The 23,975-nt window shown below is 66.4% G+C and carries 24 protein-coding genes and 1 other RNA gene; 4 read left to right on the top strand and 21 right to left on the bottom strand.

What is annotated here, in order from left to right:
- Positions 1-60: 60 nt before the first annotated feature.
- The 11 genes from ftsH to ybgC form a co-directional block, all read right to left on the bottom strand.
- A complete protein-coding gene (gene ftsH / locus C4S73_RS16355) occupies positions 61-1,986 on the bottom strand; it encodes an ATP-dependent zinc metalloprotease FtsH (protein WP_103873570.1) in 1,926 nt (641 codons plus the stop codon).
- Positions 1,987-2,095: 109 nt separating this feature from the next.
- A complete protein-coding gene (gene tilS, locus C4S73_RS16350; RefSeq protein ID WP_103873569.1) occupies positions 2,096-3,151 on the bottom strand; it encodes a tRNA lysidine(34) synthetase TilS in 1,056 nt (351 codons plus the stop codon).
- Positions 3,148-4,080 (bottom strand): tol-pal system protein YbgF, encoded by a 933-nt coding sequence (gene ybgF, locus C4S73_RS16345; RefSeq protein ID WP_342210576.1) that lies wholly within the window; start codon positions 4,078-4,080, stop codon positions 3,148-3,150. Before ybgF ends, tilS begins: the two co-directional genes overlap by 4 nt.
- Positions 4,081-4,217: 137 nt before the next feature.
- Positions 4,218-4,724: a peptidoglycan-associated lipoprotein Pal gene (gene pal / locus C4S73_RS16340; RefSeq protein WP_103873568.1), complete on the bottom strand. Its 507-nt coding sequence runs from the start codon at positions 4,722-4,724 to the stop codon at positions 4,218-4,220.
- 357 nt (positions 4,725-5,081) lie between these two features.
- Entirely contained in the window at positions 5,082-6,401 is a 1,320-nt protein-coding gene (gene tolB, locus C4S73_RS16335) for a Tol-Pal system beta propeller repeat protein TolB (protein ID WP_103873627.1), read from the bottom strand.
- 53 nt (positions 6,402-6,454) lie between these two features.
- Positions 6,455-7,660 carry a cell envelope integrity protein TolA gene (tolA, locus tag C4S73_RS16330; protein ID WP_146071369.1) on the bottom strand — a complete coding sequence of 402 codons (1,206 nt, stop codon included), beginning with the start codon at positions 7,658-7,660 and terminating at the stop codon, positions 6,455-6,457.
- Between the two features lie 28 nt (positions 7,661-7,688).
- Positions 7,689-8,138: an ExbD/TolR family protein gene (locus C4S73_RS16325; RefSeq protein WP_103873566.1), complete on the bottom strand. Its 450-nt coding sequence runs from the start codon at positions 8,136-8,138 to the stop codon at positions 7,689-7,691.
- A 10-nt stretch (positions 8,139-8,148) separates the two neighbouring features.
- Positions 8,149-8,859 (bottom strand): protein TolQ, encoded by a 711-nt coding sequence (gene tolQ, locus C4S73_RS16320; protein ID WP_103873565.1) that lies wholly within the window; start codon positions 8,857-8,859, stop codon positions 8,149-8,151.
- Positions 8,860-9,322: 463 nt separating this feature from the next.
- A complete protein-coding gene (locus C4S73_RS16315) occupies positions 9,323-9,799 on the bottom strand; it encodes a DUF2852 domain-containing protein (RefSeq protein WP_103873564.1) in 477 nt (158 codons plus the stop codon).
- 311 nt (positions 9,800-10,110) lie between these two features.
- Positions 10,111-10,761 (bottom strand): TetR/AcrR family transcriptional regulator, encoded by a 651-nt coding sequence (locus C4S73_RS16310; protein ID WP_103873563.1) that lies wholly within the window; start codon positions 10,759-10,761, stop codon positions 10,111-10,113.
- 72 nt (positions 10,762-10,833) lie between these two features.
- A complete protein-coding gene (gene ybgC / locus C4S73_RS16305) occupies positions 10,834-11,238 on the bottom strand; it encodes a tol-pal system-associated acyl-CoA thioesterase (protein ID WP_103873562.1) in 405 nt (134 codons plus the stop codon).
- A 228-nt stretch (positions 11,239-11,466) separates the two neighbouring features.
- On the opposite strand from ybgC, the gene C4S73_RS16300 reads away from it, so the two are divergent.
- Positions 11,467-11,973, top strand: coding sequence for a hypothetical protein (locus C4S73_RS16300; RefSeq protein ID WP_103873561.1), 507 nt, complete (start codon positions 11,467-11,469; stop codon positions 11,971-11,973).
- 329 nt (positions 11,974-12,302) lie between these two features.
- On the opposite strand, the gene ruvB is transcribed toward C4S73_RS16300, so the two are convergent.
- From ruvB to ruvC, 4 genes are read right to left on the bottom strand one after another with little or no spacing between them, the layout of a single operon-like run.
- Entirely contained in the window at positions 12,303-13,346 is a 1,044-nt protein-coding gene (gene ruvB / locus C4S73_RS16295; RefSeq protein ID WP_103873560.1) for a Holliday junction branch migration DNA helicase RuvB, read from the bottom strand.
- A complete protein-coding gene (locus tag C4S73_RS16290) occupies positions 13,343-13,831 on the bottom strand; it encodes a GNAT family N-acetyltransferase (protein WP_103873559.1) in 489 nt (162 codons plus the stop codon). Before C4S73_RS16290 ends, ruvB begins: the two co-directional genes overlap by 4 nt.
- Positions 13,832-13,875: 44 nt before the next feature.
- Entirely contained in the window at positions 13,876-14,493 is a 618-nt protein-coding gene (gene ruvA, locus C4S73_RS16285) for a Holliday junction branch migration protein RuvA (RefSeq protein ID WP_103873558.1), read from the bottom strand.
- A gap of 39 nt (positions 14,494-14,532) precedes the next feature.
- A complete protein-coding gene (gene ruvC, locus C4S73_RS16280; RefSeq protein ID WP_103873557.1) occupies positions 14,533-15,048 on the bottom strand; it encodes a crossover junction endodeoxyribonuclease RuvC in 516 nt (171 codons plus the stop codon).
- A 140-nt stretch (positions 15,049-15,188) separates the two neighbouring features.
- Here ruvC and C4S73_RS16275 point away from each other — a divergent pair, with 140 nt between their 5' ends.
- A complete protein-coding gene (locus C4S73_RS16275; protein ID WP_103873556.1) occupies positions 15,189-16,016 on the top strand; it encodes a sulfite exporter TauE/SafE family protein in 828 nt (275 codons plus the stop codon).
- A gap of 273 nt (positions 16,017-16,289) precedes the next feature.
- Here the strand turns inward: C4S73_RS16275 and C4S73_RS16270 are convergent, their stop codons facing one another.
- Positions 16,290-17,036 carry a YebC/PmpR family DNA-binding transcriptional regulator gene (locus C4S73_RS16270; protein ID WP_103873555.1) on the bottom strand — a complete coding sequence of 249 codons (747 nt, stop codon included), beginning with the start codon at positions 17,034-17,036 and terminating at the stop codon, positions 16,290-16,292.
- A gap of 214 nt (positions 17,037-17,250) precedes the next feature.
- Between C4S73_RS16270 and C4S73_RS16265 the strand changes: the two genes are divergently transcribed.
- A complete protein-coding gene (locus C4S73_RS16265; protein WP_103873554.1) occupies positions 17,251-18,654 on the top strand; it encodes a globin-coupled sensor protein in 1,404 nt (467 codons plus the stop codon).
- Positions 18,655-18,744: 90 nt separating this feature from the next.
- On the opposite strand, the gene C4S73_RS16260 is transcribed toward C4S73_RS16265, so the two are convergent.
- The 5 genes from C4S73_RS16260 to C4S73_RS16240 form a co-directional block, all read right to left on the bottom strand.
- The gene (locus tag C4S73_RS16260; protein WP_103873553.1) at positions 18,745-19,572 is read right to left on the bottom strand and encodes a TIGR00282 family metallophosphoesterase; all 828 of its coding nucleotides are present in this window, start codon (positions 19,570-19,572) and stop codon (positions 18,745-18,747) included.
- 104 nt (positions 19,573-19,676) lie between these two features.
- Positions 19,677-20,405 carry a 5-formyltetrahydrofolate cyclo-ligase gene (locus tag C4S73_RS16255; RefSeq protein WP_103873552.1) on the bottom strand — a complete coding sequence of 243 codons (729 nt, stop codon included), beginning with the start codon at positions 20,403-20,405 and terminating at the stop codon, positions 19,677-19,679.
- A 9-nt stretch (positions 20,406-20,414) separates the two neighbouring features.
- Positions 20,415-20,571, bottom strand: a non-coding RNA gene (gene ssrS, locus C4S73_RS16250) — 6S RNA.
- A 233-nt stretch (positions 20,572-20,804) separates the two neighbouring features.
- Positions 20,805-21,173 carry a cell division protein ZapA gene (locus C4S73_RS16245; protein WP_103873551.1) on the bottom strand — a complete coding sequence of 123 codons (369 nt, stop codon included), beginning with the start codon at positions 21,171-21,173 and terminating at the stop codon, positions 20,805-20,807.
- Positions 21,174-21,185: 12 nt separating this feature from the next.
- The gene (locus C4S73_RS16240) at positions 21,186-21,500 is read right to left on the bottom strand and encodes a DUF4164 family protein (protein WP_244595626.1); all 315 of its coding nucleotides are present in this window, start codon (positions 21,498-21,500) and stop codon (positions 21,186-21,188) included.
- 347 nt (positions 21,501-21,847) lie between these two features.
- Here C4S73_RS16240 and tkt point away from each other — a divergent pair, with 347 nt between their 5' ends.
- Positions 21,848-23,866, top strand: coding sequence for a transketolase (gene tkt, locus C4S73_RS16235; protein ID WP_103873549.1), 2,019 nt, complete (start codon positions 21,848-21,850; stop codon positions 23,864-23,866).
- Positions 23,867-23,975 lie beyond the last annotated feature (109 nt).

Raw genomic sequence — 23,975 nt, 5'->3', positions numbered from 1 at the left:
ATCGCCATATGAAAAAGGGCGGCCCGATGGGCCACCCTTTCAAAGTCTTCTGCGCCTGCCTCAGGCCTGCGGCTGCGGCTCCAGCCCGGCATCCGGCTCGCCGCGCTTGCGGCCCTTGCCGGCGCTCGGCACGGCCGAACCGCGCGGCGCATGCGGCGTGTCATCGCTCTCGCGCACCGGGCGCTTGCCTGCGATCAGGTCGCGGATTTCGTCGCCGGTCAGCGTCTCGAACTCGAGCAGCGCCTCGGCAACGGCGACGAACTGCTCGTGATGCTCGGTCAGGATCGCCGTGGCGTCGAGATAGCCCTGATGGACCAGCTTGCGCACCTCGGAATCGATCTTCTGCGCGGTCGCTTCGGACAGGCTCTGGGTCCGCCCCATCGACATGCCCAGGAAGACCTCTTCCTGATTGTCGCCATAGGCGACCATGCCGAGTTCCTTGGAATAGCCCATCTGGGTGACCATGGCCTTGGCCATCTTCGTCGCCTGCTGGATGTCGCCAGTCGCGCCCGACGTCACGTTCTCCATGCCGAAGGTCATCTCCTCCGCCACGCGCCCGCCCATGGCGACCGCGAGCTGCGAGGTGAACTCCTTGTATTTCATCGAGTAGCGGTCACCCTCGGGCAGGAACTTGACCATGCCGAGCGCGCGTCCGCGCGGGATGATCGTCGCCTTGTGGACGGGGATGCCGGCGGGAACATAGAGGCCGACAATGGCGTGACCGGCCTCGTGATAGGCGGTCAGCTTCTTCTCTTCCTCGGACATCGCCATGGATTTGCGCTCGGCGCCCATCATGACCTTGTCCTTGGCGTCCTCGAACTCGGCATGGGTGACCATGCGCTTGCCGCGGCGGGCCGCGAGCAGCGCCGCCTCGTTGACGAGGTTCATCAGGTCCGCGCCGGAGAAGCCGGGCGTGCCGCGGGCCAGGATCTTGAGGTCGACGTCAGGCGCCATCGGCACCTTGCGGACGTGGACGCGCAGGATCTTCTCGCGGCCGGCGACATCGGGGTTCGGGACCACGATCTGGCGGTCGAAACGGCCGGGACGCAGCAGAGCGGGGTCGAGCACGTCGGGACGGTTGGTCGCGGCGATGATGATCACGCCTTCGTTGGGCTCGAAGCCGTCCATCTCGACCAGCAGCTGGTTCAGCGTCTGCTCGCGCTCGTCATTGCCGCCGCCGAGACCGGCGCCGCGATGGCGGCCGACAGCGTCGATTTCGTCGATGAAGATGATGCAGGGCGAGTTCTTCTTCGCCTGCTCGAACATGTCGCGCACGCGGCTGGCGCCGACGCCGACGAACATCTCGACGAAGTCGGAGCCCGAAATCGTGAAGAACGGCACATTGGCTTCGCCGGCGACGGCACGCGCCGTCAGCGTCTTACCCGTGCCGGGAGGGCCGACCAGCAGTACGCCGCGCGGGATACGCCCGCCCAGCCGCTGGAACTTCTGGGGATCGCGCAGGAACTCGACGATCTCCTGGAGGTCTTCCTTGGCCTCGTCGATACCCGCGACATCCTCGAAGGTGACGCGGCCATGCGCCTCGGTCAGGAGCTTGGCCTTCGACTTGCCGAAGCCCATCGCCCGGCCGGCGCCGTTCTGCATCTGGCGGGACATGAAGATCCACAGGCCGATGAAGATGACGAAGGGCAGCGAGTTGACCAGCAGCGCCATGAACCAGGGCGTGCCCTCGGCGGGAGCGCGGGCGGAGACCTGCACCCCCTTCTGGGCCAGCGTCTTCAGCAGCGCCGGATCGCCATAAGGCGCATAGGTCACGAAGGTGCGGCCATCGGAAAACGTGCCGGAAATCTCCTGCCCGGCCACCACGACATTCGCGATGCGCCCGGCTTCCGACTCGTTGATGAGCTGGCTGTAGGGGATTTCATTGGTGCTGGCGCGCTGGCTTGGGCTCTGAAACAGCGTGACGAGCGCCAGAACCAGCAGGAAAATCACCACCCAAAGGGCGAAATTTCGGAAATTCGGATTCATTACCAGTCCGATCGGGCCTGCCGGACCAACCGGAAGAGGCCAAGGGTTTGCTCAGCTAATCTAGGTGCGACACGTGCCCTTGCCAAGGGAAAGGGGCCACCACAGGTGATTATGACGTCGCAGGGTGAACACCACGTCTGCGAACGGCCTCGCGCCGGAGGGTCAGGACACCATCGAGGCCCAGCGAAAGCAGGCACCCCGACAATGTCCGGTTCATGGCCAAGTTGTGACGGGACGCCTCGGCAAGCGCCAAAACACAGGATTCCAGCCGCTCCAGCCGGCCAAAGCCCTCCCGCTCGGCCGCCACCTCGTCGAGCAGGAAGGCGACGACGCGCAACACGATTTCCTCGGGCTCGGCCAGCAGCGCCGAGAACCGGAGCCGCACGCCCTGCCCCGCGTCGACGGGCATCGAGAGTATCGGCAGCAATTCCGCCGCCCTGTGCGCTACGGCCTGCTCCATCCGAGCCATGCGCCGCGCCAACGCCGCCAGTCGCTCGGCGCTCAACCCCTCATCCGCCAGCTCGGGCAGAAGCTTGCGCCAGCGCACCCGCTCGAAACGGCTGTCGCCATTGCTCGGATCGTGAATGAAAGGCAGGTGACGCGCGCGTGCCGTGGCGACGAGCCGGGCCTTGGAAACCCCAAGCAGCGGTCGAACGAGCTCGACCTCGCCCTTGCGCACCCGGTCGCGCATCCCGACAAGACCGGACGGCCCGGACCCATGCGCCATGCGCATCAGCAGCGTCTCCGCCTGATCGTCCAATGTATGTGCGGTCATCAGAACCGCGCCGCCGAGTCGCGTGGCCGCAGCCGCAAGCAACTCATAGCGCGCCCGGCGCGCCTGGGCCTGCAAGCCGGTCGCAGGTTTCACGCCGTCCCAGATCAGGATCTCATGGGAGACGCCAAGGCGCTCGCAAAGCGCGGCGACATCGCGCGCCTCGGCCGCAGAGGCGGCGCGCAGGCCATGGTCGACTGTGGCCGCATGCAGCGCCGGCCGCCCTGCTCCCCGCACCCAATCGGCCAGCAAGGCGAGCAGCGCGACGGAATCCGGCCCGCCGGACACGCCGACGAGAAGCCTGGTCTCGCCGGCCAGACCGGCGAACAGGCCGGCCGCCTCGAGGTTGGAAACCGGCGGAGGTTCCGAAAAGTCTGGTGCCGGCTCGCTCAAGCGCAGCCGGAGCGGCGGCGTTCCCGCTCCACGCTCTGACGGACGGCATTGGAGGCGGAAGGGTAGTCGACGCCGACCTTCGCATAGGTGGCGCAGGCCTGATCCTTGGCGCCCAGTCCGTTCAGCGCCATGCCGAGCTTCAGCAGGCTGTCGGGCGCCTTGCCCGAGCGGGGCGATTCGCGGGACACCTTGAGGAACTGCTCGGCCGCCTCGCGATAGCGCTTCCGCTGGAAATAGCTCTCGCCAAGCCAGTAGGTCGCATCGACCGCGAGCCTGTCGCGCGGATAGCTCTGGAGGAACTGCCGGAAGCCCATTTCCGCCTGCTCGTACTCTTTCCGCAGGATCGAGGCATAGGCGACGTCATAGGCCTCCTTGGCCGTGGCCGGGCCGCTCGCTGCCGCGACGCTGGGGCCGCGCGGCGCTGTCTGCGGGAGCGCGCCCTGGGGCACGTTGCGGCCGACGCCCTGCAGGTCGAGCGGGCCCTGCCCTCCCGTGAAATCTTCCTCGATGATGCCCCCGATGCCGCCATCGATCGGCCTGGGCGCGCCGGCTGCGCCCTGCTGCGTGCTCGGGTCGAAGGCATCGCCACGGCGCTGGCGCTGCGGCGGCGCGCCGGCAGGCGGCGCAGCATTGCCGGGCGCAGGCGCGGCGTTGGAGGGACGCGCGCCGCCGCGCTCGTTCATGCGGAAATCGACGTCTTCCTGAAACTTGCGAAGCTGCTCGCTCAGCCGCCGGTTCTCGAATTGCAGCTGTTCGATCTGCCCGGACAGCTGGCGCAGCTGGTTCTCCAGACGCGTCGTCCGCACCAGCAGATCAGCCGCGTCCTGCGCCAGAGCGGGCGCCGGAAGCCCGAACAAGGCAGCGCCGATAGCGAGCGCGGCGAGGCCCGAACGGAAGCCGAGGGGAAGAGCGAGGGAGCGGAGCATCATCAAGAACCAGTCTGCAGGCGGCGTCGCGCCCTATAACACGCTCGCACCACGGCCAAAATATGAAAAGGCCGGCACTTTCCGAAGCGGAAGGTGCCGGCCCTCTCAGATATCAGATCCCAAGTACGGGATCTTAAGGGTCAGACGCCGCCGGCGCCATCCAGCACAGTCACCGCGCGGCGGTTCTGCGACCAGCAGGAAATGTCGTTGCAGACAGCGACCGGACGCTCCTTGCCGTAGGAGACGACGCGGATGCGGTTGCCCTGGATGCCGCGCGAGGCGAGATAGTCGCGCACGGTCTGGGCACGACGGGCCGACAGCGAGAAGTTGTATTCGCGGGTGCCGCGCTCGTCGGCATGGCCTTCGATGGTGAAGGTGTAGCGCGGGTAGCGCTGCAGCCAGGTGGACTGCTTGTCGAGCGTCGCGGTCGCAGTCGAGGTCAGATCGGTCGAATCGGTCTCGAAGAAGACGCGGTCGCCGACATTGACCACGAAGTCCTGGGCGCTGCCCGGGGTCGCGGCGCCGCCGGCACCGAAGCCGCCGGCATCAGCATTCTGGTCCTTGGCGCAGGCACCGAGCGCGAGCGTGGCGGCAATGGCGGCTGCGAAACGGACGGCGCGGCCGCCAGCAAAAAGGGTCGACAACATTTTGAACTCCGGGGCAATCGATTTGCGAGACGCGGCTCACGGACGGCGTTGCACAGAGGGCCATCAATGAAGCGTCAACCTAAACAAGACCTTGCCAGAACAAGGCGAAGTGGCGGCATTGCGGCGTATGGTTAACCAAATGCTGCGAAATGCGGCTTTCCGGGAGGTGTGGCTGCTTTGCAACGCGCCCAACGGTCAAACTAAGCGAGCCCTCATCCTGAGGAGCCGCGCAGCGGCGTCTCGAAGGATGCTCCAGCGGGCTCGGGAGCTTCGGGGAGCATCCTTCGAGACGCGATCTTCGACCGCTCCTCAGGATGAGGGCTCAGGATAGGATGAAGCCGAGAGACTCGCCTCGCCTCAGCGCGCCGCGGTCAGCAGCGGCGACCAGGTCGGGTCCGAGGCGAAGGCCGGCGTCGGCACCGGCAGTTCGACGCGGCCGGTGATGTCGACCATGTAGAGCTTGCCGCCGGACTGGCCGCCGGGATCGCGGAAGAACATCAGATACTGGCCGTTGGGAGCCCAGTTCGGCGCCTCGTTGTGAAAGCCTTCGGTCAGCAGGCGCTCGCCGCTGCCATCGGGACGCATCACGCCGATGCCGAAGCCGCCGCTGGTGCGCTTGGTGAAGGCAATCAGATCGCCACGCGGCGACCAGGAAGGCTGCGAGTAGGAACCCTGCCCGAAGGAGAGCCGCTTGCCCTCCCCGCCGCCTGCACCCATCAGATAAAGCTGCTGGGAGCCGCCGCGATCGCTCTCAAACACGATCTGCGTGCCATCGGGCGAATAGGACGGCGAGGTGTCGATCGCGCCCGTCGAGGTCAGGCGCGTCGTGGTGCGCGAACCGATATCCATCGCATACAGATTGGCGTTGCCGCCCTGCTGCAGGCTGAGCACGATCTTGCCGCCATTGGGCGAGAAGCGCGGGCTCGAGGTCATGTCGGGGAAATTGCCGACGATCTGGCGCTGGCCGGTCTCGATATTCAGCACATGCACGCGCGGCTGCTCGCCGAGCCGCTGCGACATGTAGGTCACCTCCTGGGAGACCGGCGAATAGCGCGGCGTCACCACGGAGACATCGCCATTGGTCAGGTAGCGCACATTCGCGCCGTCCTGGTCCATGATCGCCAGCCGCTTGCGCCGGTTTTCCTTCGTCCCGGACTCGTCGACGAAGACGACGCGCGTGTCGAAGAAGCCGCCGACACCGGTGACCTTGGTGTAGACCGCATCCGAGATGATGTGGCCGACGCGACGCGCATTGTTCGGGTCGGTGAAATACTGCTGCCCGTCGGTCTGGGTGCCGGTGGCGACGTCCCAGAGCCGGAATTCGGCCTTGATACGCCCGCCATCGCGCGAGACGCGGCCCGTCACCAGCGCCTGCACGCCCGCCGCCTTCCAGGCGTCGAACTGCGGCGCCGCATCGAAGGGCGGATTCTTTTCGGGATGCCGGCTCTTGTCGATCGGGTTGAAATAGCCCGAGCGCTTCAGGTTGTTGCTGATGACGCCGGAAACCAGCACGCCACTTTCGCCACCGAAATCGGCTACGGCGATCGGCATCGGCTGGAACGAACCGCCGCGCAGGTCGATGACCAATTCCGCTTTGGCAGCGGCTGGAACGAGCAGGGCAGCGCCACTCAGCGCAAGCAGGCGGCGTCGTGTCGGCGAGGCCAGGGCCCGGCCCATCCCGGCGCTGTTCGCAAGGCCGGCAGTGTTCGAAAAAGTGCGGTCGGTCTGGGTCACAGCACGTCCCTTGCATCGAAATTGACGACGACGTCACGCCAGTCGTCGTAATAGGAGGCGAATTGAGCCGGGATGCGCAAAGGTGCGCAGCGGCGGGTTGCGGTCAGGGCGGAATCGGCGGCCACGCGGAACAGCGGATCGGACGAGGAATTGATCACGCCCGGCTGTGCCGCCAGCGAACCGTCCGTATTCAGTTTCATGCGAACCGAGGGAACCACCGAGCCCTTGGCGTTGGCCAGCGCTATCGGCACGTTCCAGCACTTCAGGAGCTGGTCCTGGATGATCCCGACCAGCTGCGCCCGCAGCGACGGGCTCAGCTTCTGCGCCGCGCCACGCTCGGTGCCGAGCGAAGCGGTGCGGTTGACCTGCGGCGCCGAAGAGCCGGACGACTGCGCCTGCTCCTTGGACTGGAGCAGCTTGGCGATATCGTTGGGATTGAAGTTCTTGGCGATCTCGGCCTCGCGCTTGGCCTTTGCCTCGGCTTCCTGCTTGGCCTTGGCGGCGGCGGCGATCTTGGCTTTCGCCTCAGCCTCGGCCTTCGCCTTGGCAAGGGCTTCCGCCTTTTCCTTCGCGGCTTCGGCGGCCTCAGCCTTGGCTTGCGCCTCGGCCTTCGCTTTCGCGGCGGCCTCCTGCCTGGCCTGCGCGTCGGCTTCGGACTTCGCCTTGGCGGCAGCCTTGGCCTCCTCTTCGGCCTTCTTCGCCTTCGAGGCTAGTTCGGCCTCCTCGGCGAGCTTGGCCAGCTCCTCGCGCTTCTGCTCGGCCTGGGCCTGAGCCTGCGCCTCGGTCTTTTGCGGCGGCTGCTTCACCGGCTCGGGCGGCGTCGGCTTCGGCTCGGTCTTGGGCAGGAGCGCGGCACGCGAGGGCGGCAGCGGGGCTGCGGCGTTGTCGTCGGCCGTCTTCAGTTCGGCGGGCCGTGAAGGCGGCGCCGGCGTGTCCTGCTTGGCCTCGCCCGCTTCCTTGCGCTCGACGATCTCGGACTGGCGCTCGGCGCGCTGGATCGGCTGCGCCTGGACCTTCTCGGCGCTGCGCTCGCCGCGCGTCACCTGGTTGAGCGAACTCGGGTCGACGACCTCGACGGCGATGGCCTCTTCGTTCTCCGGCAGAGGCGCAGGCGAAGAGAACGCCAGCAGCCCCGCGACGAGAAACGTCACGTGGCCGAGCGCCGACATCACCATGCCCGGTTCGGAGGTCGATAGCTTCACGCCCTGAACACCCTTGCTTCCACTGGCCTCAGCGTGCCGCTGGTTCGGTGACCAGCGCGACCCGCTTGAAGCCGGCAGATGTAATGGTCGACATCACCGAGGCGACACGGCCGTAATCGACCATGCGGTCTCCCCGGACATAGATGCGCTCGTCGAAGCCCTGCTTGGCGAGCCCCTGCAGCTTCGTCACCAGATCCGGCTCCAGCGTCGGCTGGTCCTGCAGGAAGATCTGCCCCTTGCTGTCGATGGCGATGGTGACGGGCTTCTGGTCGACATTGATCGGCTTGGCGCCGGTCTGCGGCAGATCAAGCGGTACTCCGGTCGCGATCAGCGGTGCCGCGACCATGAAGATGATCAGCAACACCAGCATGACGTCGATGAACGGCGTCATGTTGATCTCGGCGATGGCGCCGTGGCGCCGGCCGCGCCGGCCGCGTCGTCCCCCGGCCTTGGCGCCGGATGCTGCTGACATTCCCATGGCCCCGCCCCTACGCTGCCAGCCGCTCGTCGATCTGCCGCGACAGGATCGCGGAGAACTCGTCGGCGAAGGCTTCGAGCCGGTTCTGGGCCTTGGCGACCTCGGCCTGGAGCTTGTTATAGGCCATCAGCGCCGGAATCGCGGCGAACAGGCCGATCGCGGTCGCAAACAGGGCCTCCGCGATGCCCGGCGCAACGACGGCGAGCGAGGAGTTCTTGGACACCGCAATGGCGGTGAAGGAGTTCATGATGCCCCAGACCGTTCCGAACAGGCCGATGAACGGCGCAGCCGAAGCAACGGTGGAGAGCACGAGCAGTTTCGACTCGAGCCGTTCGGCCTCGCGCTGGATCGTGACGTCGAGGACCTTGTCGATGCGCTGCGACAGGCTGGCGACCGAGCGGCCGCCATTCTCGAAGGAGCGCTTCCACTCGCGCATCGCCGCGACGAACACCGCCGCCATGTCGTTGACCGGCTTGCTGGCGAGGTCGCGATAAAGCTCCTCCAGCGAACGGCCCGACCAGAACACCTCCTCGAAGGCATCCATGTCCTTGCGGGTGCGGCGATAGAGCAGCGTCTTGTCGATGATGATCGACCAGCACCAGATCGAGGCGCCGAGCAGACCCATCATGACGAGCTTGACGACGATGTGGGCGTGCCAGAACAGGGTCCAGAACGACATGTCGATCTGTGGCGCGACTTGCGCGACCTCGGCGGGGTTCATCCGGTCATCCTTCTGCCGCGCCGCATGATGCCAAAATCCGCAAACCGATTACCGGTCGACATCATGCTCTCGTTCCATTCGAGTTCCGGATGACATCCGGCCCTCATTGTTAGGTCCCGTGGCCGATGGCCAAGTCCTGTGGCCAGACCGACGGCAAAGTCCGATGGCAGGTCGCCGCCATAAGGCTCAGGCCAACGCCTCATCGTACGCGTCGCGGGATACCCACGCCGCCGCCCGATCTGCGATCCGGGGAATGCCGTTCTCGTCAATCGCTTGTGAATCCGGCGAAAGATGGGCCGAAACGGGGTTTCCTGCGAAACGCATGTTCAGGATCGAGTTAAGCCTCCAGCAAGGTTAATGCCCGGTATACGTCGGGCGATTGGTAGGCCCACACGTGCAAAAACACCCGCCCCGGTGTCCCGGGGCGGGTGCTGATGCGTTCATCTTTTCGTGAAGAGCGGCGTTATGCCGGGCTCTGAGGCGGGTTTTGGGGCGGGTTCTGATGGGGCGCCTCCTCGCTGCGCCGGTCGGCCATGAACTGGTCGAACTCGGCCTTGTCGCGGGCCATGCGCAGCCGGCCCAGGAAGTCCTGGAACTCGCGCTGCTCGTCCTCGAGCCGCCGCAGCGTCTCAGTGCGGTACTCGTCGAAAGCGGCGTTGCCGCTCGACGGCCCGCGATGCCAGCCACCGCCACCGAAGCCGCTGCCAAAGCCGCCCCGATGACCGCCCATCCGCTCGCGCAGGCGTTCCATCTTGTCCTGCAGGCGGCTCATCCTGTGCTCATACCGGTCCGCTCCGGCATATCCGCAACCCATGCGTCCACTCCCGAACAAAAAGGCCAGGGTCGCCAGACCCAGAGGCCACCAGACAATGAAGCCGAGAACCGCAAAGGCGATCCAGGCTCCCCTTCCATACTCGTCAAGTTTCGCGACGATCGGCATTGGTTCCCTCACCGTGAGCAAGAGTGAATGTAAATCACATTTACATAAATGGCCCCACCTCCAACTTTTGTCAAGGCGGGTGGCGTCGGCTTTGTCAGTGAGGCGATTTGGCGGGGCTACAGGAACCTGCCGAGCCTAGCTGCCGAACCTGGCTGCCGAACCTGGGAGACCCTTGCAAACCGAGCCCTCATCCTGAGGAGCCGCAGCGGCGTCTCGAAGGGTGTTCCAGAGCACACTGGAACCATCCTTCGAGACGCCATTTCTGCGAAATGTCTCCTCAGGATGAGGGCTCGACGGGCGTTCCAGCAGTGTCAGTCTTTCGCACCCGGCCCCAAGCCAAGTCCCTGCAGATAAATCAGCATTCCCGCTTCCAGCAGCTCGGCCGCCGACATCGGCAGCGGGCGCCTGCCGCCATCGGCGCGGCCGAACAGGGCGGCGACCCCATGCGACATCGACCAGACATGCAGCGCCATCATCAGCGAGGGCGGGCGTTTCCCGGCGGGCAGCTTGGCGATCAGAGCCTCCGACGCCGTGCGCAACACCAGAAAGGCGCGATCGGCCGCACTGCGAAGCTCCGGGCTCACATCGAGCGACACGCCGGCCTCGAACATCGCCGAATAGTAGGCCGGCTCGTCATGGGCAAAGGCGAGATAGGCCCGCCCCAGACGATGGAAGGCGGCTTCGGGCTCGGGCCTGCCCTGGTCCCAGGCACGTGTGAGCGCGGCCTCGAACACCAGGAAGCCGCGCGTCGCGACATCGGCCAGCAAATCGTCCCGGTCGCGAAAATGCCGATAGGGCGCGGCAGGGCTGACGCCGGCAAGCCGCGCGGCCTCGGCAAAGGTGAAACCGTTGGGGCCCTTCTCGCCGATCAGCCCGAGCGCGGCGCGCACCAGCTCTTCCTTGAGATTGCCGTGGTGATAGCCGCGTGGCGGCTGATCGGGCTTGTCGCGTTTCCAGCTCATGTGTCGAGCGCTAACATGGCGCCGCGCGATCGTCGACAGTGGCGCGCTGGCCCGATGCGCGCCGACCGGCCTTCAGTCTTCCAGCAACAGCCGCTGCCGCAGCCCATCGGGAATTCGCCGCGCCCGCCCGCCCCCGACGCAGGCCACGAGCACCTGCGCCGTAATCAGCACCTCCTCGCCGCGCAGCACGCGCTGCTCGACATCCATGGTCGCCCCGCGCGCCGCCACGGACCGCGTCTCCACCGTCAGCAGATCGTCCATCACGGCCGGCCTGAGGAAGTCGATGCTCATCTTCCGGACGGCAAAACCGAGCGCGGTGTCGCCATCGAACAGTTCGCGCTGCTCGACGCCGAGCGCCCGGATCAGCTCCGTGCGGCCGCGCTCCATGAAGCGCAGATAGGAGGCGTGATAGACGACGCCGGAGAAATCGGTGTCCTCGTAATAGACGCGGATGGGGATCTGATGGACGGCGCTCATATCAATTCGGGCGTTCAAGTGACTCGGGCGTTCAAGTGACGGTGCCCCGACCTTTAGAGGCTTTCGGGGTCAAATGACCACCCGGCCGTCCCAAGAAACGCGCTTCCGGTGAAACGCGCCTTCTCTCCGAGCGGCAAGCCGCAACTCGACCTCGGGGAAAGCCTGATATCGGGAACCGGGAGGGATCGATAGGGTTCCCCTACCGACGCGTTCAAGTGGAGGAAAACCATGGCTCAATCGACCAAGGCAATCGAGCGCCTTCTCGACAAGACCGAATACCAGCTCGTCGCCCGGACGCAGCGCCTCACCCTGGGCAGCATCACCGATCCCGAACTGAAGGAGCTTTCAGTGCAGTTGCGCGAGCGCCGCGACAAGGCCCGCTCGACTGCCCGTCAGCAAAGGCGCGAGATGCGCCGCAAGGCCGAGCCGCAGGGGACGCGCCCGGCCTCCGACAACAGCGGCACCAAGGCCAAGGCCGACGCCTTGACCGCGGCGCTGAAGCGCGTCGGGGCGGAACGCACGCGCCGCACCGAAAAGGCACATGAGCCGAGCCAGCGCAGCCTTGCGCGCAAGGCGCTCGCGCTGAAACAGCGCCAGAGCCCGGCCAAGCGGCCCGCCAGCCGGACGGCGGATAAGGGCATGGCCTCCGTCCCCAACCCCAAATCGGCAAAATCGGGCGCGCTCGACCATGCCGGCCAGCGTTCGGCCATGCATCGCTCGAAATTCGCGCGGTAGCCAGGACTAGCGACGAGACATGGCTGGGCTCCAACCATATCCTTTTGCTTCGGAAACGCGCCGTCATCCCGGACAAGCGGCAAAGCCGCGCAGATCCGGGATCCATCGGAGGGCGCCGTCCAGCCCTCCGATGGATCCCGGGTCTCCGCTTCGCTACGCCCGGGAATGACGGTGCGTTTCCGAGTGAAACAGCGGTCCCTGGCGCTTGCAGGGCATCTTTATGGAGCCAGGGCTTTGCCAGCGCCTCGCGCACGGCGCGATCGCTTGGCGACCCGGATCATGCTCAACTCCCCATCAGCGCGGCGTAGTCCTGCTGCCGGGCCCAAGCATCACTCCTCCTCGCCATCCCCGAACAGGCCGAACTGCGCCACCTCGCGGCTTGGTTCGGGCATGCCGAGATGCCTGAACGCGTGTGGCGTCAGCAGCCGTCCGCGCGGGGTGCGCTGGATAAAACCCTGCTGGAGCAGGAAGGGCTCGATGATCTCCTCGATGGCATCGCGCGGCTCCGACAGCGAAGCCGCGATGGTCTCGATCCCGACAGGCCCACCGCCGAAATTGATCGCCACGGTGGTGAGGTAGCGCCGGTCCATCTGGTCGAGGCCGATGGCGTCGACATCGAGCAGGCTGAGCGCCTTGTCGGCGACCGCGCGCGTCACGACCGGATCGCCGTCGACGATGGCGAAATCGCGCACGCGCCGGAGCAACCTGCCCGCGATTCGCGGTGTCCCTCGGGAGCGCCGCGCGATCTCGTTGGCGCCGTCATCGGACATGCCGATACCGAGCACGCGGGCGCCGCGCGACACGATGCTCTGCAACTCCTCGACCGTGTAGAATTGCAGGCGAATGGGGATGCCGAAACGGTCGCGCAGCGGCGTCGTCAGCAGCCCGGCCCGCGTCGTCGCGCCGACCAGCGTAAATTTCGGCAGGTCGATCTTGACCGAGCGCGCGGCCGGTCCTTCGCCGATGATCAGGTCGAGCTGATAATCCTCCATCGCCGGATAGAGGATTTCCTCCACCGCCGGGTTGAGCCGGTGGATCTCGTCGATGAAGAGCACGTCGCGCTCTTCGAGATTGGTCAGTTGCGCCGCGAGATCGCCGGCCTTGGCGATGACGGGACCCGAGGTCGAGCGGAAATTCACCCCGAGCTCGCGGGCCACGATCTGCGCCAGCGTCGTCTTGCCGAGACCTGGCGGCCCGACGAAAAGGACATGGTCGAGCGCATCGCCGCGCGTCTTGGCCGCGTTGATGAACACCTGGAGATTGGCCCGCGCGGCCGCCTGGCCGGTGAAATCGCCGAGCGAAAGCGGCCGCAGCGAAGTCTCGCTGTCGTCGTCGCGACGCTCTGGCGTCACAAGGCGGCGGGGCTCGCTCAAAGGTCGATCTCCAGTTCGAGCGCGTCGCGCACGGGGATGCCCATATAGCCCGTCCGGATGATCGTCGGTATCACCGAACGAAAGCTGTCGATCGCTTCGAGATAGAGCCCCGAGAACCGGAAGCCGAACTTCTGGTAGAAGGCGAGCCCCGGCATATTGTCATTGGTCAGCATCGCCCGCAGCTTGACCGCGCCGCGTGCCTTGGCGGCGGCCTTGACCGCTTCGAGAAGCTGGATCGCCGCCCCCTGCCCCGGCGCGACGGAATGCAACGCGCATAGCAGACCGACATCGCCGCGCATGGTCCAGCTGGCATAGGCCATCGCCTCGCCATCGGCAGAGAAAACCCCGAGCAGGTCGAGTTCGGCGCAATCATAGACGTGGAGGCCGAGCATCATGCTGTGCGAGCCCCAGCTCGCCAGCATCAGCGCCAGGAACGCGCTCTTGTCCTCGACGTCGCGGATAGCGGGGGCCTCGACGATCTTCATTTTGCGAGTCTCTTGGCCAGTCACTTGACCTGTCACTTGACCTGTCACTTGGCCAGTTCCTTGAGGCCGAGCTTGATCAGCTGGGCGGTTCCCGCTCCCTCGCCTGCCGCCCGCGACGCCGCCGCAACGGCCGCAACGGCCTGCGCCTGCGGATAGCCGAGATTCGACAGGGCAGAGACCGCGTCCGCCACCGGCTGCGGCAGATTGCGGCCCTCCAGCGCACCGGCAAGCTGGGCGACACCGGGGTCGATATGGCCGAAGGCCGGGGCCTTGTCCTTCAGCTCGGCGCAGATTCGCTGCGCGAGCTTGGGCCCGACGCCGGGTGCACGTGCGACCGCAGCCTTGTCATTGGTGGCGATCGCGGTGGCGAGCGCGCCGGGCTCCAGCGTCGAGAGGATGGCGAGCGCGACCTTGGCACCCACCCCCTGCACCATCTGCATCAGCCGGAACCAGTCGCGCTCATTGTCCGACATGAAGCCGTAGAGGCGGATCGCATCCTCGCGCACATGCGTCTCGATGGAGAGAGCCGCGGCCTCGCCCGGCTTGGGCAGGCGCTGCAGCGTTCGCGACGAACATTGCACGACATAGCCGACGCCCTGCACGTCGAGGATGACGTGATCCTCGCCATAGGAATCGATCAGGCCCTTGAGCTTGCCGATCATCTCAGACCCCGTCGCATTCTCTGTCGAAGCTTGAACCTGTCACGCCGAGGCCCGCATCTGGGCCACCAGCGTGCGCATGCCGCGATGCTGGGCATGGCAGATCGCCACCGCCAGCGCATCGGCCGCATCCGCCGATTTCGCCTCAGCCTTGGGCAGCAGCACACGGATCATCATCTGGATCTGCTTCTTGTCGGCATGGCCGACGCCAACCACCGTCTTCTTGACGAGGTTGGCGGCATATTCGGCGACGCCCAAGCCAGCCAGCGCCGGCACGACCAGAGCGATGCCACGCGCCTGGCCAAGCTTCAGCGTCGATTGCGGATCGCGATTGACGAAGGTCTCCTCGACCGCGACCTCATCGGGATCGAAAGAGGTGATCACGCTGGTCAGACCCTCATGCAATTGCCGGAGCCGTTCGGCCAGCGTCAGCGTGCCGTCGCTCTCGACGCAGCCGCAGGCGACGAAGCTGAGCTTGCTGCCTTCGGAGGTGATCACGCCCCAGCCCGTCTTGCGGAGGCCGGGATCGAGACCGAGGATGCGAATCGCAGATGCCATGGCCCGACACCGTAAAGCATCGGCCGGAAAAGTGCCGCGTGGTTTTCCGGTAAAGAGGATTTGTCCTGCAACCCGGTATCGCACCGATGACATATGCTCATCGAAGGCATCAAAAAGGAATGGTTTGATCGCAAGGCCGCTTGGGCGATGGTGGCGCGCGCTCCCGCCTTCCCGCCTTCCCCGGTTCGATGCAGTCCTTCCTCGCCTCCTTCTTTCCCGATCTGTCCTTCGACGGAATAGCAGTCCTGCTCCTCGCCACGGTGCTCGGCGGCCTCGTGCGTGGCTTTACCGGCTTCGGCTTCGCCATGGTGTTCATGCCGCTGGCCAGCATGGTGCTGGGCCCGGTGGCGGCGCTCGGGCTGATCTGGTTCATCGACCTGCCTTTCGCGCTGCCCATCGCCGCCCGCAGCGCCAAGCAGGCGGAATGGCGCGAGGTGTTGCCGCTATTAGCGACCGCGACGCTCGCTTTGCCGGCGGGCATCTGGCTGCTGATCTGGCTCGATCGCGAGACGATGCGCTGGATCCTCGCGCTGCTCGTCCTCGCCGCCGTCGCGCTGATGGCCTCGGGCTGGCGCTATCATGGCCGCCCGGGCATTCCGCTCTCGCTCGGTGTCGGCGTGCTGTCGGGGCTGTGCAACGGCATGGCCAGCATCGGCGGCATGCCGCTGGCGGTGTTCTGGCTCGGCGCGCAGCGCAACGATCGCCACAAGACCCGCGCCAACCTCCAGACCTTCTTCGGCATCTCGACGCTGATCAGCGGCGCGACGCTCTGGTATGCCGGCATCCTCACCACGCGAGCCGCCATGACGGCCGTGCCGCTCTTTGCGGTCTACGGCGTCGGGCTCTGGATCGGCACGCATGGCTTCCGGCTTGCGTCGGAAATCTCCTTCCGCCGCATCGCCTATCTGGTGATTTTCCTGAGCGCGCTGGCCAGCCTGCCGCTCTGGGATGCGCTGATCGGGCGCTAGAACCGCTACGTCATTGCGAGGAGCGCAAGCGACGAAGCAAACCAGGGGCGGCAGAGCGCTTCAGTCTGGATGGCTTCGCTGCGCTCGCAATGACGGACAGAACCGCGGCGCGGCACGCCGTGCCCAGACACTCTCAGCCCTCATCCTGCTCAGCCCTCATCCTGAGGACGCCGCAGGCGCGTCTCGAAGGATGGTCCAGCAGGCTCCCGAAGCATCCTTCGAGACGCCGCTTCGCGGCTCCTCAGGATGAGGGCTGAGGGGATAGAAGGGAGCTCAGGCGCTCATCTTCGCCATGATCTCGTCGGCGATCTCGAAATTGGCGAAGACGTTCTGCACGTCGTCGTCGTTGTCGAGGGCTTCCATCAGCCGCATCATCGACGCAGCCTTCTCCTCGTCGAGAGGGGCGGTCGTCGTGGGCCGCCAGACCGGCTTGGCGGAAGCCGGCGCGCCCAGCGCCGCTTCGAGCGCCTTGGAAACCTCGTTCAGCGCATCGAAGGCGCACAGGATGGTGTGGCCGTTCTCGTCGCTGATGACGTCGTCGGCCCCGGCCTCGATCGCCGCTTCCATGATCTTGTCGGCATCGCCGGCTTCGACGGGGTAGCTGATCTCGCCGACGCGGTTGAACATGAACGAGACCGAATTGCTCTCGCCCATCGCTCCGCCGGACTTGGTGAAATAGGAGCGCACGGCCGAGGCGGTGCGGTTGCGATTGTCGGTCAGCGCCTCGACGATGACGGCAGCCCCGCCGGGACCGTAGCCCTCGTAGCGGACCTCGTCGTAATTATCGCCCTCGCCGCCGGCCGCCTTGTTGATGGCGCGCTGGATGTTGTCCTTGGGCATGTTTTCCGCACGCGCGGCCAGAACGGCCATGCGCAGGCGCGGGTTCATGTTGGGATCGGGCATGCCCATCTTGGCGGCGACGGTGATTTCACGACCCAGTTTCGAGAACAGCTTGGCGCGCACGGCGTCCTGCTTGCCCTTGCGGTGCATGATGTTCTTGAATTGGGAATGGCCGGCCATGGGATTTCAGCCTCTGGTCTTTGCGTCAGTGGGTTGCCGCCCATGGCGGCATCAGCCGCGCGAAATGGACAGAGCGGCCTTATAGGCGCCGCTTTCGCTGGCAGGCAAGCCGTTGCCTTGCGAGCGGCAGCGCCATCGTGCTGCCTCGGCCCCCGAATGGATACCCTCCATTAAGTCATTCTTTGCCACATGCCCGCACAGTCCGGATCGGGCCATGGCGTCAGACCCTGGCTCCACGCGCTCTCAGGTTTTCATGACAACGATGCCCAACAATCAGATCGCGGAGCAGGAGCTGCGCTTCCGGGCGTTTCAGATCCGCCCCGACGACATCGCCATGCTGCAGCGGCAGGCCGAGTTCGCCCGCGCGCGGCTGCCGCGCCTGCTGGAAGAGCTTCACGGCGAATTCGCCCCCTGGCCCGAGACCGCGCGCGCCCTCAGGCTGCCGGAGGTTCATGAACTGCGACTGGCGCATTGGATCAGGCTGGCGTCGGGAGATCTGCAGGAGGGCTTCATGGAATCGGCCCGGCGCCTGGCGTCGGCCTTTCATCGTCACGGCGTCCCCGTCTACGCGGTCGCGATCTGCCACGCCGTGGTCACCAATCATCTCGGCGCCGAGCTGGGGCTCGACCGCGATTCGCTGCGAAAGGTCAGCAGCTTCTGGCAGCGCAGGGAGCTGAACCGGCGCATCGCGACACGGACGGCGCTCAACAAGGCCGCCGCGCTCGATCTCGAATTGCTGCTCGAAACCTACGCGGATGTGCAGCGCCAGAGCCGCGAGCGCACCCATGCCGAGATCACCGCCTTCCAGACCACCGTGCACAAGGTCGTCGGCGCCGTGACGGCCGGGGCCAACAAGGTCGAGGCGATGGCCGGGACCATGAACGGCCTCGTCCAGGACACCGGCTCCGAGGCCGTCGCGGCGGCGCGCGCCTCCGACGACGCCTCGATGAATGTGCAAAGCGTCGCCGCCGCCACCGGGGAACTCTCGGCCTCGCTCGATCACGTCGCCGTCGAGGTCGCACGCGCCGCCACGATGGCTCATGACGCCAATGCGGCCGCCCTCAAGACCGACATCATCGTCAAGAGCCTGGCCCGCTCGGCGCAGACCATCGGCTCGGTCGTCGACATCATCCGCACGATCGCCAACCAGACCAACCTGCTCGCGCTCAACGCCACCATCGAGGCTGCCCGTGCCGGCGAATCCGGGCGTGGCTTTGCCGTGGTCGCCACCGAGGTGAAGCAGCTCTCGGCGCGCACCGCGCAGGCGACCGACGAGATCGCGGCACAGGTCCCGGCCATGCAGGCTGCGACCCGCGAGGCCGTGGACGCTATCGAGAGCATTGTCGGCTTCGTCCGGCAGATGCATGAGACCACGACTGCGGTCGCAGGCGCTCTCGACGAACAGCGCGCCGCCACGCAGGAGATCGCCCGCAGCGTCGATCTCGCAGCCGCCGGCACCCTGCAGGTGGCGCAGACGGTCTGCGATGTCAGCGAAATGGCTCAGGCCGCCGGCAGCAGCGTGACCGATGTGCTCGACGTCGCCGGCGAGCTCGTCAAGGAAGCCTCGACGCTGGCGGGCGCCTTCGACACTCTGGTGCAGCAAAGCCGCACCGCCTGAGGCAGGCCTCCGGGGACGATCGGAGCGTCGGCCGGAGTCTATAGCATCGACTTTTTCCGAAAACCGCGTTCCACTTTTCGGGCCGATGCTCTAGTCGCGAACCCAGGGCGTCGGCACCGCTTCGATGAGATGGGGCCCGATCCTGACCGGCCAGACCGCCTTGGCGAGCCCGGTGGCATCGTCGATCTCGACGGCGACGCCCGACAGCGTACCCTCGCCGGTCGCTGGCTCGAGCCGGGCGCCCGGCGTCTTCTGCAGGAAGCGCCGGACCGGCTCGTCCTTCTGCATGCCGAGTACTGAATCGTAATCACCGCACATGCCGGCATCGGACTGATAGGCCGTACCGCCCGCCAGGATGCGGGTGTCGGAGGTCGGCGCATGCGTATGCGTGCCGACGACGAGGCTGGCGCGTCCGTCGAGGAAATAGCCCATCGCCTGCTTCTCGCTGGTCGCCTCGGCATGAACGTCGACGATGACGGCATCGGCGACCTCGCCCAGCGGGCAGGCCGATAATTCGCGCTCCACGGCGGCGAAAGGGTCGTCGAGCGCATCCATGTAGAGCCGGCCCATGACGTTGACGACAAGCACGCGCGCGCCGTTCCTCGCCTCGACCACCGCCGCGCCGCGACCCGGCGTGCCCGGAGGATAGTTCGCCGGCCGGATCAGCCGCTGCTGGCGCTCGATGAAGACCAGCGCCTCGCGCTGGTCCCAGGAGTGGTTGCCGAGCGTGACGACATCGGCGCCCGCCGCGAGCAATTCGTCGCAGATCGCCTCGGTGATGCCGAAACCGCCGGCCGAATTCTCGCCATTGATGACGACGCAATCGAGTTCCCAGGCCTGGCGCAAGCCAGGCAGACGCTCCTGCACCGCGATCCGCCCGGGGCGGCCGACGATATCGCCGAGAAATAGAAAACGCATGAAAACTGTTCCGAGGGCTGTGACGCCCCTTCCGTCGCGCGAATGCGTTCAGGAATCAACCGACGCCGTGGCGATCAGGTGCCAAGATCGACCAGGCGCCAACATCATGTACAGTGAATGGTCTCGCGCTCGGTCACGATCCAGTCGAGCCGCTGGTCATGCGCCTCGTCGGGCACTGCCTCGATCTCCTGGGCGGAATAACCGATGCCGATGCTGACCACCGGGCCAAGTTCGGACAAGGCCCGAAGTTCGGACAAGGCGCGGTCGTAATAGCCCTTGCCGTAGCCGATGCGATAACCGCGCCGGTCGAAGGCCGCGAGCGGGACGATCAGGATGGCGGGGTTGACCTGCGGCTGCTGCGGCTCCGGAACCAGCGTACCGAAACCACCGGGCACGATCGGCTCCCAGGGCGCCCAGCGCCGAAAGATCATGCGCTTTTCGACGATTGCCGGCAGGCAGAGCGACAAGCCGCTCGCGTGCAGCACCTCGAGAACAGGGCGCGGATCGGCCTCGGAGCGCATCGGCCAATAGGCGGAAACCGGACCTTGGACAGCGACCCTGCCCGAGCCCTCATCCTGAGGAGCACCGACAGGCGCGTCTTGAAGGATGCTCCAGGACGCTCCGGAACCATCTCGAGCATCCTTCGAGACGCCACTGCGTGGCTCCTCAGGATCAGGGCTGGAGTGGCGCGAAAGGACTGCAAGCACCCGCTCCGTGATCGCGGGGTCCCACTCGAGCCGGTCGTCGATCTCGAGCGCGTCGCGACGCGCCAGCGCGGCATTCCGCAGACCGGACTTTTGCTGTTGAGCGCTGTCGGATGGAGCGTTTGTCATGAGGCAGAGTGCGGAGCCACCTTGGCCGTGAAGATTTCGATCCCGGGACACCTACTAAAGTAGGTGGGCGCCGTGTGTCCGGGTCCAGGGACCCGGTCAGGGACAGCTCCCTAGGGAGTCGTATGGGCCCGGGAATACAGTTCTCGCACGCACCAGGCAGCCCCGCATCGCCAATGTAAGATGCGCGCCGGCAAAGCGCCAGTGGCTCTCCGGCGACTGTTCACATTTACCTCGGTCATCATCCTGATCCCTCAGCCCTCATCCTGAGGAGCGCCGCAGGCGCGTCTCGAAGGATGGTCCAGACGGTTCGAGAGCCTATTGAAGCATCCTTCGAGACGCCGCTTCGCGGCTCCCAAGATGAGGGCTGCGGTGCTGAGGGCTGCGGTTTGAGACGATATCTCACCCCACCGGGCTCGGGATCAGGCTGCGCGCCACCCCCTCGATGCGCTCGGCCGCGGCCACCAGCGCTTCGGCCGCCTTGTCCTCGACCTCGGTGAGGCGCTGGTCGGTCGCTCCCGCATCGCCCTGGACTGCGGCGAGTTCCGCCTCCAGCCGCCCTATGCGCTGCCTCAGCTCGGAAACCTCGTCGGCGACCATCAGCGCCGCCATGACATGCAGCCGCATGTCGCCGATCTCGCCGAAGGCCTGGCGCATTTCCTCGATCTTGCCGTCATAGAGCTTGGCCAGGCCTTCGAGATGCGGCTCCTCGCCCTCCCCGCAGGCCATGCGGTAGGCCTTGCCGGCGATCATGACATTGACTTGCGGCATCGTGTTCTCCGCTCAGTGTTCGGGGGGGCCGGGCTCGGGCTCGTCCGGCTGCGGCTGGGCGCGCGCGATCACGGCGCCGATCACGTTCATCGCCCGCTCCAGGCGCTGGTCGACATCCGCCGCGGCGGTCTCGACATGGCCCAGTCGCGCCATGGCGCCGTCGAGTTCGGCGGCCAGCCGCGCCCGGTCGTCCTGCATCAGCGCGAGTTCGGTATCGAGATTGGCCCGACCGCGCTCCGCCTCGACACGCCGCCGCGCCGCGGCCTCCAACTGTCCCAGCGCCCCATCAAGGCGCGCCAGCGCATTATCCAGCATCAAGCTCGCCACCGTCGCTCTCCTTCAGATCGAAGCCGGCTCACACGATTCGCGACCCTACTGCAAATCGCGCGAAAACAGGAATCGACATCGCCAGATGCCGCCCGATCCCAAGGGCTTGCCCGCGATTGCTGACGGCTGGCTTGCGGAAAGCCGCGTCCACCGGCCGTGTGCCGCGGAAAGAAGCTGCCAAGGAAGCTGTGGCGACCGAATTGACTCCCATGGAGCGAGCGGCCTAATCGAGCCACCATTCGAAGCCATGTAAGCGGCACCCAGAATCGGACCGTCGTCGGCCTGCCATGTTGCGCAGGATTTGGCCGCGGCCTCGTCCCTTCCGCCAGACGGAGCCTGAGATCACCATGACCACGACCCCGACCGAACGCGCCCCGATCGATCGCGCCTTGCACGACAAGCTCGCCAACGCCATCCGCTCGCTGGCCATGGACGGCGTCGAACAGGCGAAGTCGGGCCATCCCGGCCTGCCGATGGGCGCAGCCGATGTCGCCGCCGTGCTGTTCACGCGCATCATGAACTACGATGCCGCCGCGCCGCATTGGCCTGACCGCGACCGTTTCGTGCTCTCGGCCGGCCACGGTTCGATGCTGCTTTACGCCCTGCTCTATCTCACCGGCACGCCCGGCATGGAGCTGGCCGACCTCAAGAAGTTCCGCCAGCTCGACTCCAAGACGCCGGGCCATCCGGAAAACTTCATGACGACCGGCGTCGAGACCACCACCGGCCCGCTCGGCCAGGGTCTCGCGACCTCCGTCGGAATGGCCATGGCCGAGCGCATGCTCGCCGCCGAATTCGGCAAGAAGGTCGTCGACCACCATACCTATGTGCTGGCATCCGATGGCGACCTAATGGAAGGCATCAGCCAGGAAGCAATCGCGCTCGCCGGCCATCACAAGCTGAACAAGCTGATCGTGATGTGGGACGATAACGGCATCTCGATCGACGGTCCGCTCTCGATTTCGGATTCTGTCGATCAGGTCGCGCGCTTCAAGGCCTGCGGCTGGCGCTCGGAGCGCGTCGACGGCCATGATCCCGAGGCCATCGAGGCCGCGATCCGCCGCGCGCAGAAATCCAACAAGCCGACCATGATCGCCTGCAAGACCGTCATCGGTTTCGGTGCGCCCAAGAAGGCCGGCACCTCCAAGGCCCATGGCGAGCCGCTGGGCGCCGAAGAACTCGCCGCCGCCAAGAAGGCGCTGGGCATCACCGGCGGCCCCTTCGAGGTCGCAGCCGACGTGCTCAAGGCCTGGCGCGGCTTCGGCGCGGCCGGCGCAGCCTCGCATAAGGACTGGCAGTCCCGCTTCGATGCGCTCTCCGAGCGCAAGCGCGCCGAGTTCGACCGCCGCCTCGGCCACAAGGTCCCGGTCAAGCTCGACAAGGCGATCCTCGCCCACAAGAAGGCGCTGATCGCCAGCCCCGTCACGGTCGCGACCCGCAAGGCTTCCGAACTGGCGCTCGAGGTCATCCTGCCGGTGATGCCGGAGGTTGTGATGGGCTCGGCCGATCTGACGCCGTCCAACAACACGCGCACCAGCCACGCCGAGGATTTCACGCCCAAGACGCCCAAGGGCCGCTATGTCCGCTACGGCATCCGCGAGCACGGCATGGCCGCGGCCATGAACGGCATCACCCTGCATGGCGGTTTCCGCACCGCCGGCGGCACCTTCCTCGTCTTTGCCGACTATGCCCGCCCCTCGATGCGGCTTGCCGCCCTGATGGGCCTGCCGGTGGTCTATGTCATGACCCATGACTCGATCGGCCTCGGCGAGGACGGCCCGACGCATCAGCCGGTCGAGCAGATCGCCAGCTTGCGCGCCATGCCGAACATGCGCGTCTTCCGCCCGGCCGACGCGATCGAGACCGCCGAAGCCTGGCAGTTCGCCCTTGAGCACACCAGCGGCCCGACGGTGCTGGCCCTGTCGCGCCAGAACCTGCCGCAGCTTCGCACTGACGCGACCACGACCAACCGCTCGGCCAAGGGCGGCTACGAATTGCTGGCGGCCGAGGGCGGCAAGGCCCAGGTCTCGCTCTTCGCCTCCGGCTCGGAACTCGAGATCGCCGTCGCTGCCCGCAAGCTGCTGTCGGAAAAGGGCGTCCGCGCCCGCGTCGTCTCGGTTCCCTCGCTCGAACTTCTGCTGCTGCAGGACGAAGCGACGCAAGGCGCGGTCATCGGCAACGCGCCGGTCAAGATAGCAATCGAGGCCGGCGTCCGCTTCGGTTGGGATGCGGTTATCGGCCATGATGGCGGCTTCGTCGGCATGCACTCCTTCGGCGCCAGCGGCCCCTACAAGGACGTCTACAAGCATTTCGGCATCACGCCGGACGCAGTGGTCGAAGCGGCGATGAAGCGCCATAACGGCTGACACGCCGTCATTGCGAGCCCTCGGGTCTTGCCTTTGGCAAGCCCAAGGACAGGCTCCGCGAAGCAACTCAGAGGGACGTGGAGCTCTGCCGCCCCTGGATTGCTTCGTC

This window comes from Allobosea lathyri, assembly GCF_900108245.1.
Lineage (GTDB): Bacteria > Pseudomonadota > Alphaproteobacteria > Rhizobiales > Beijerinckiaceae > Allobosea > Allobosea lathyri.
This window is presented reverse-complemented; position numbering and strand designations above follow the sequence as displayed.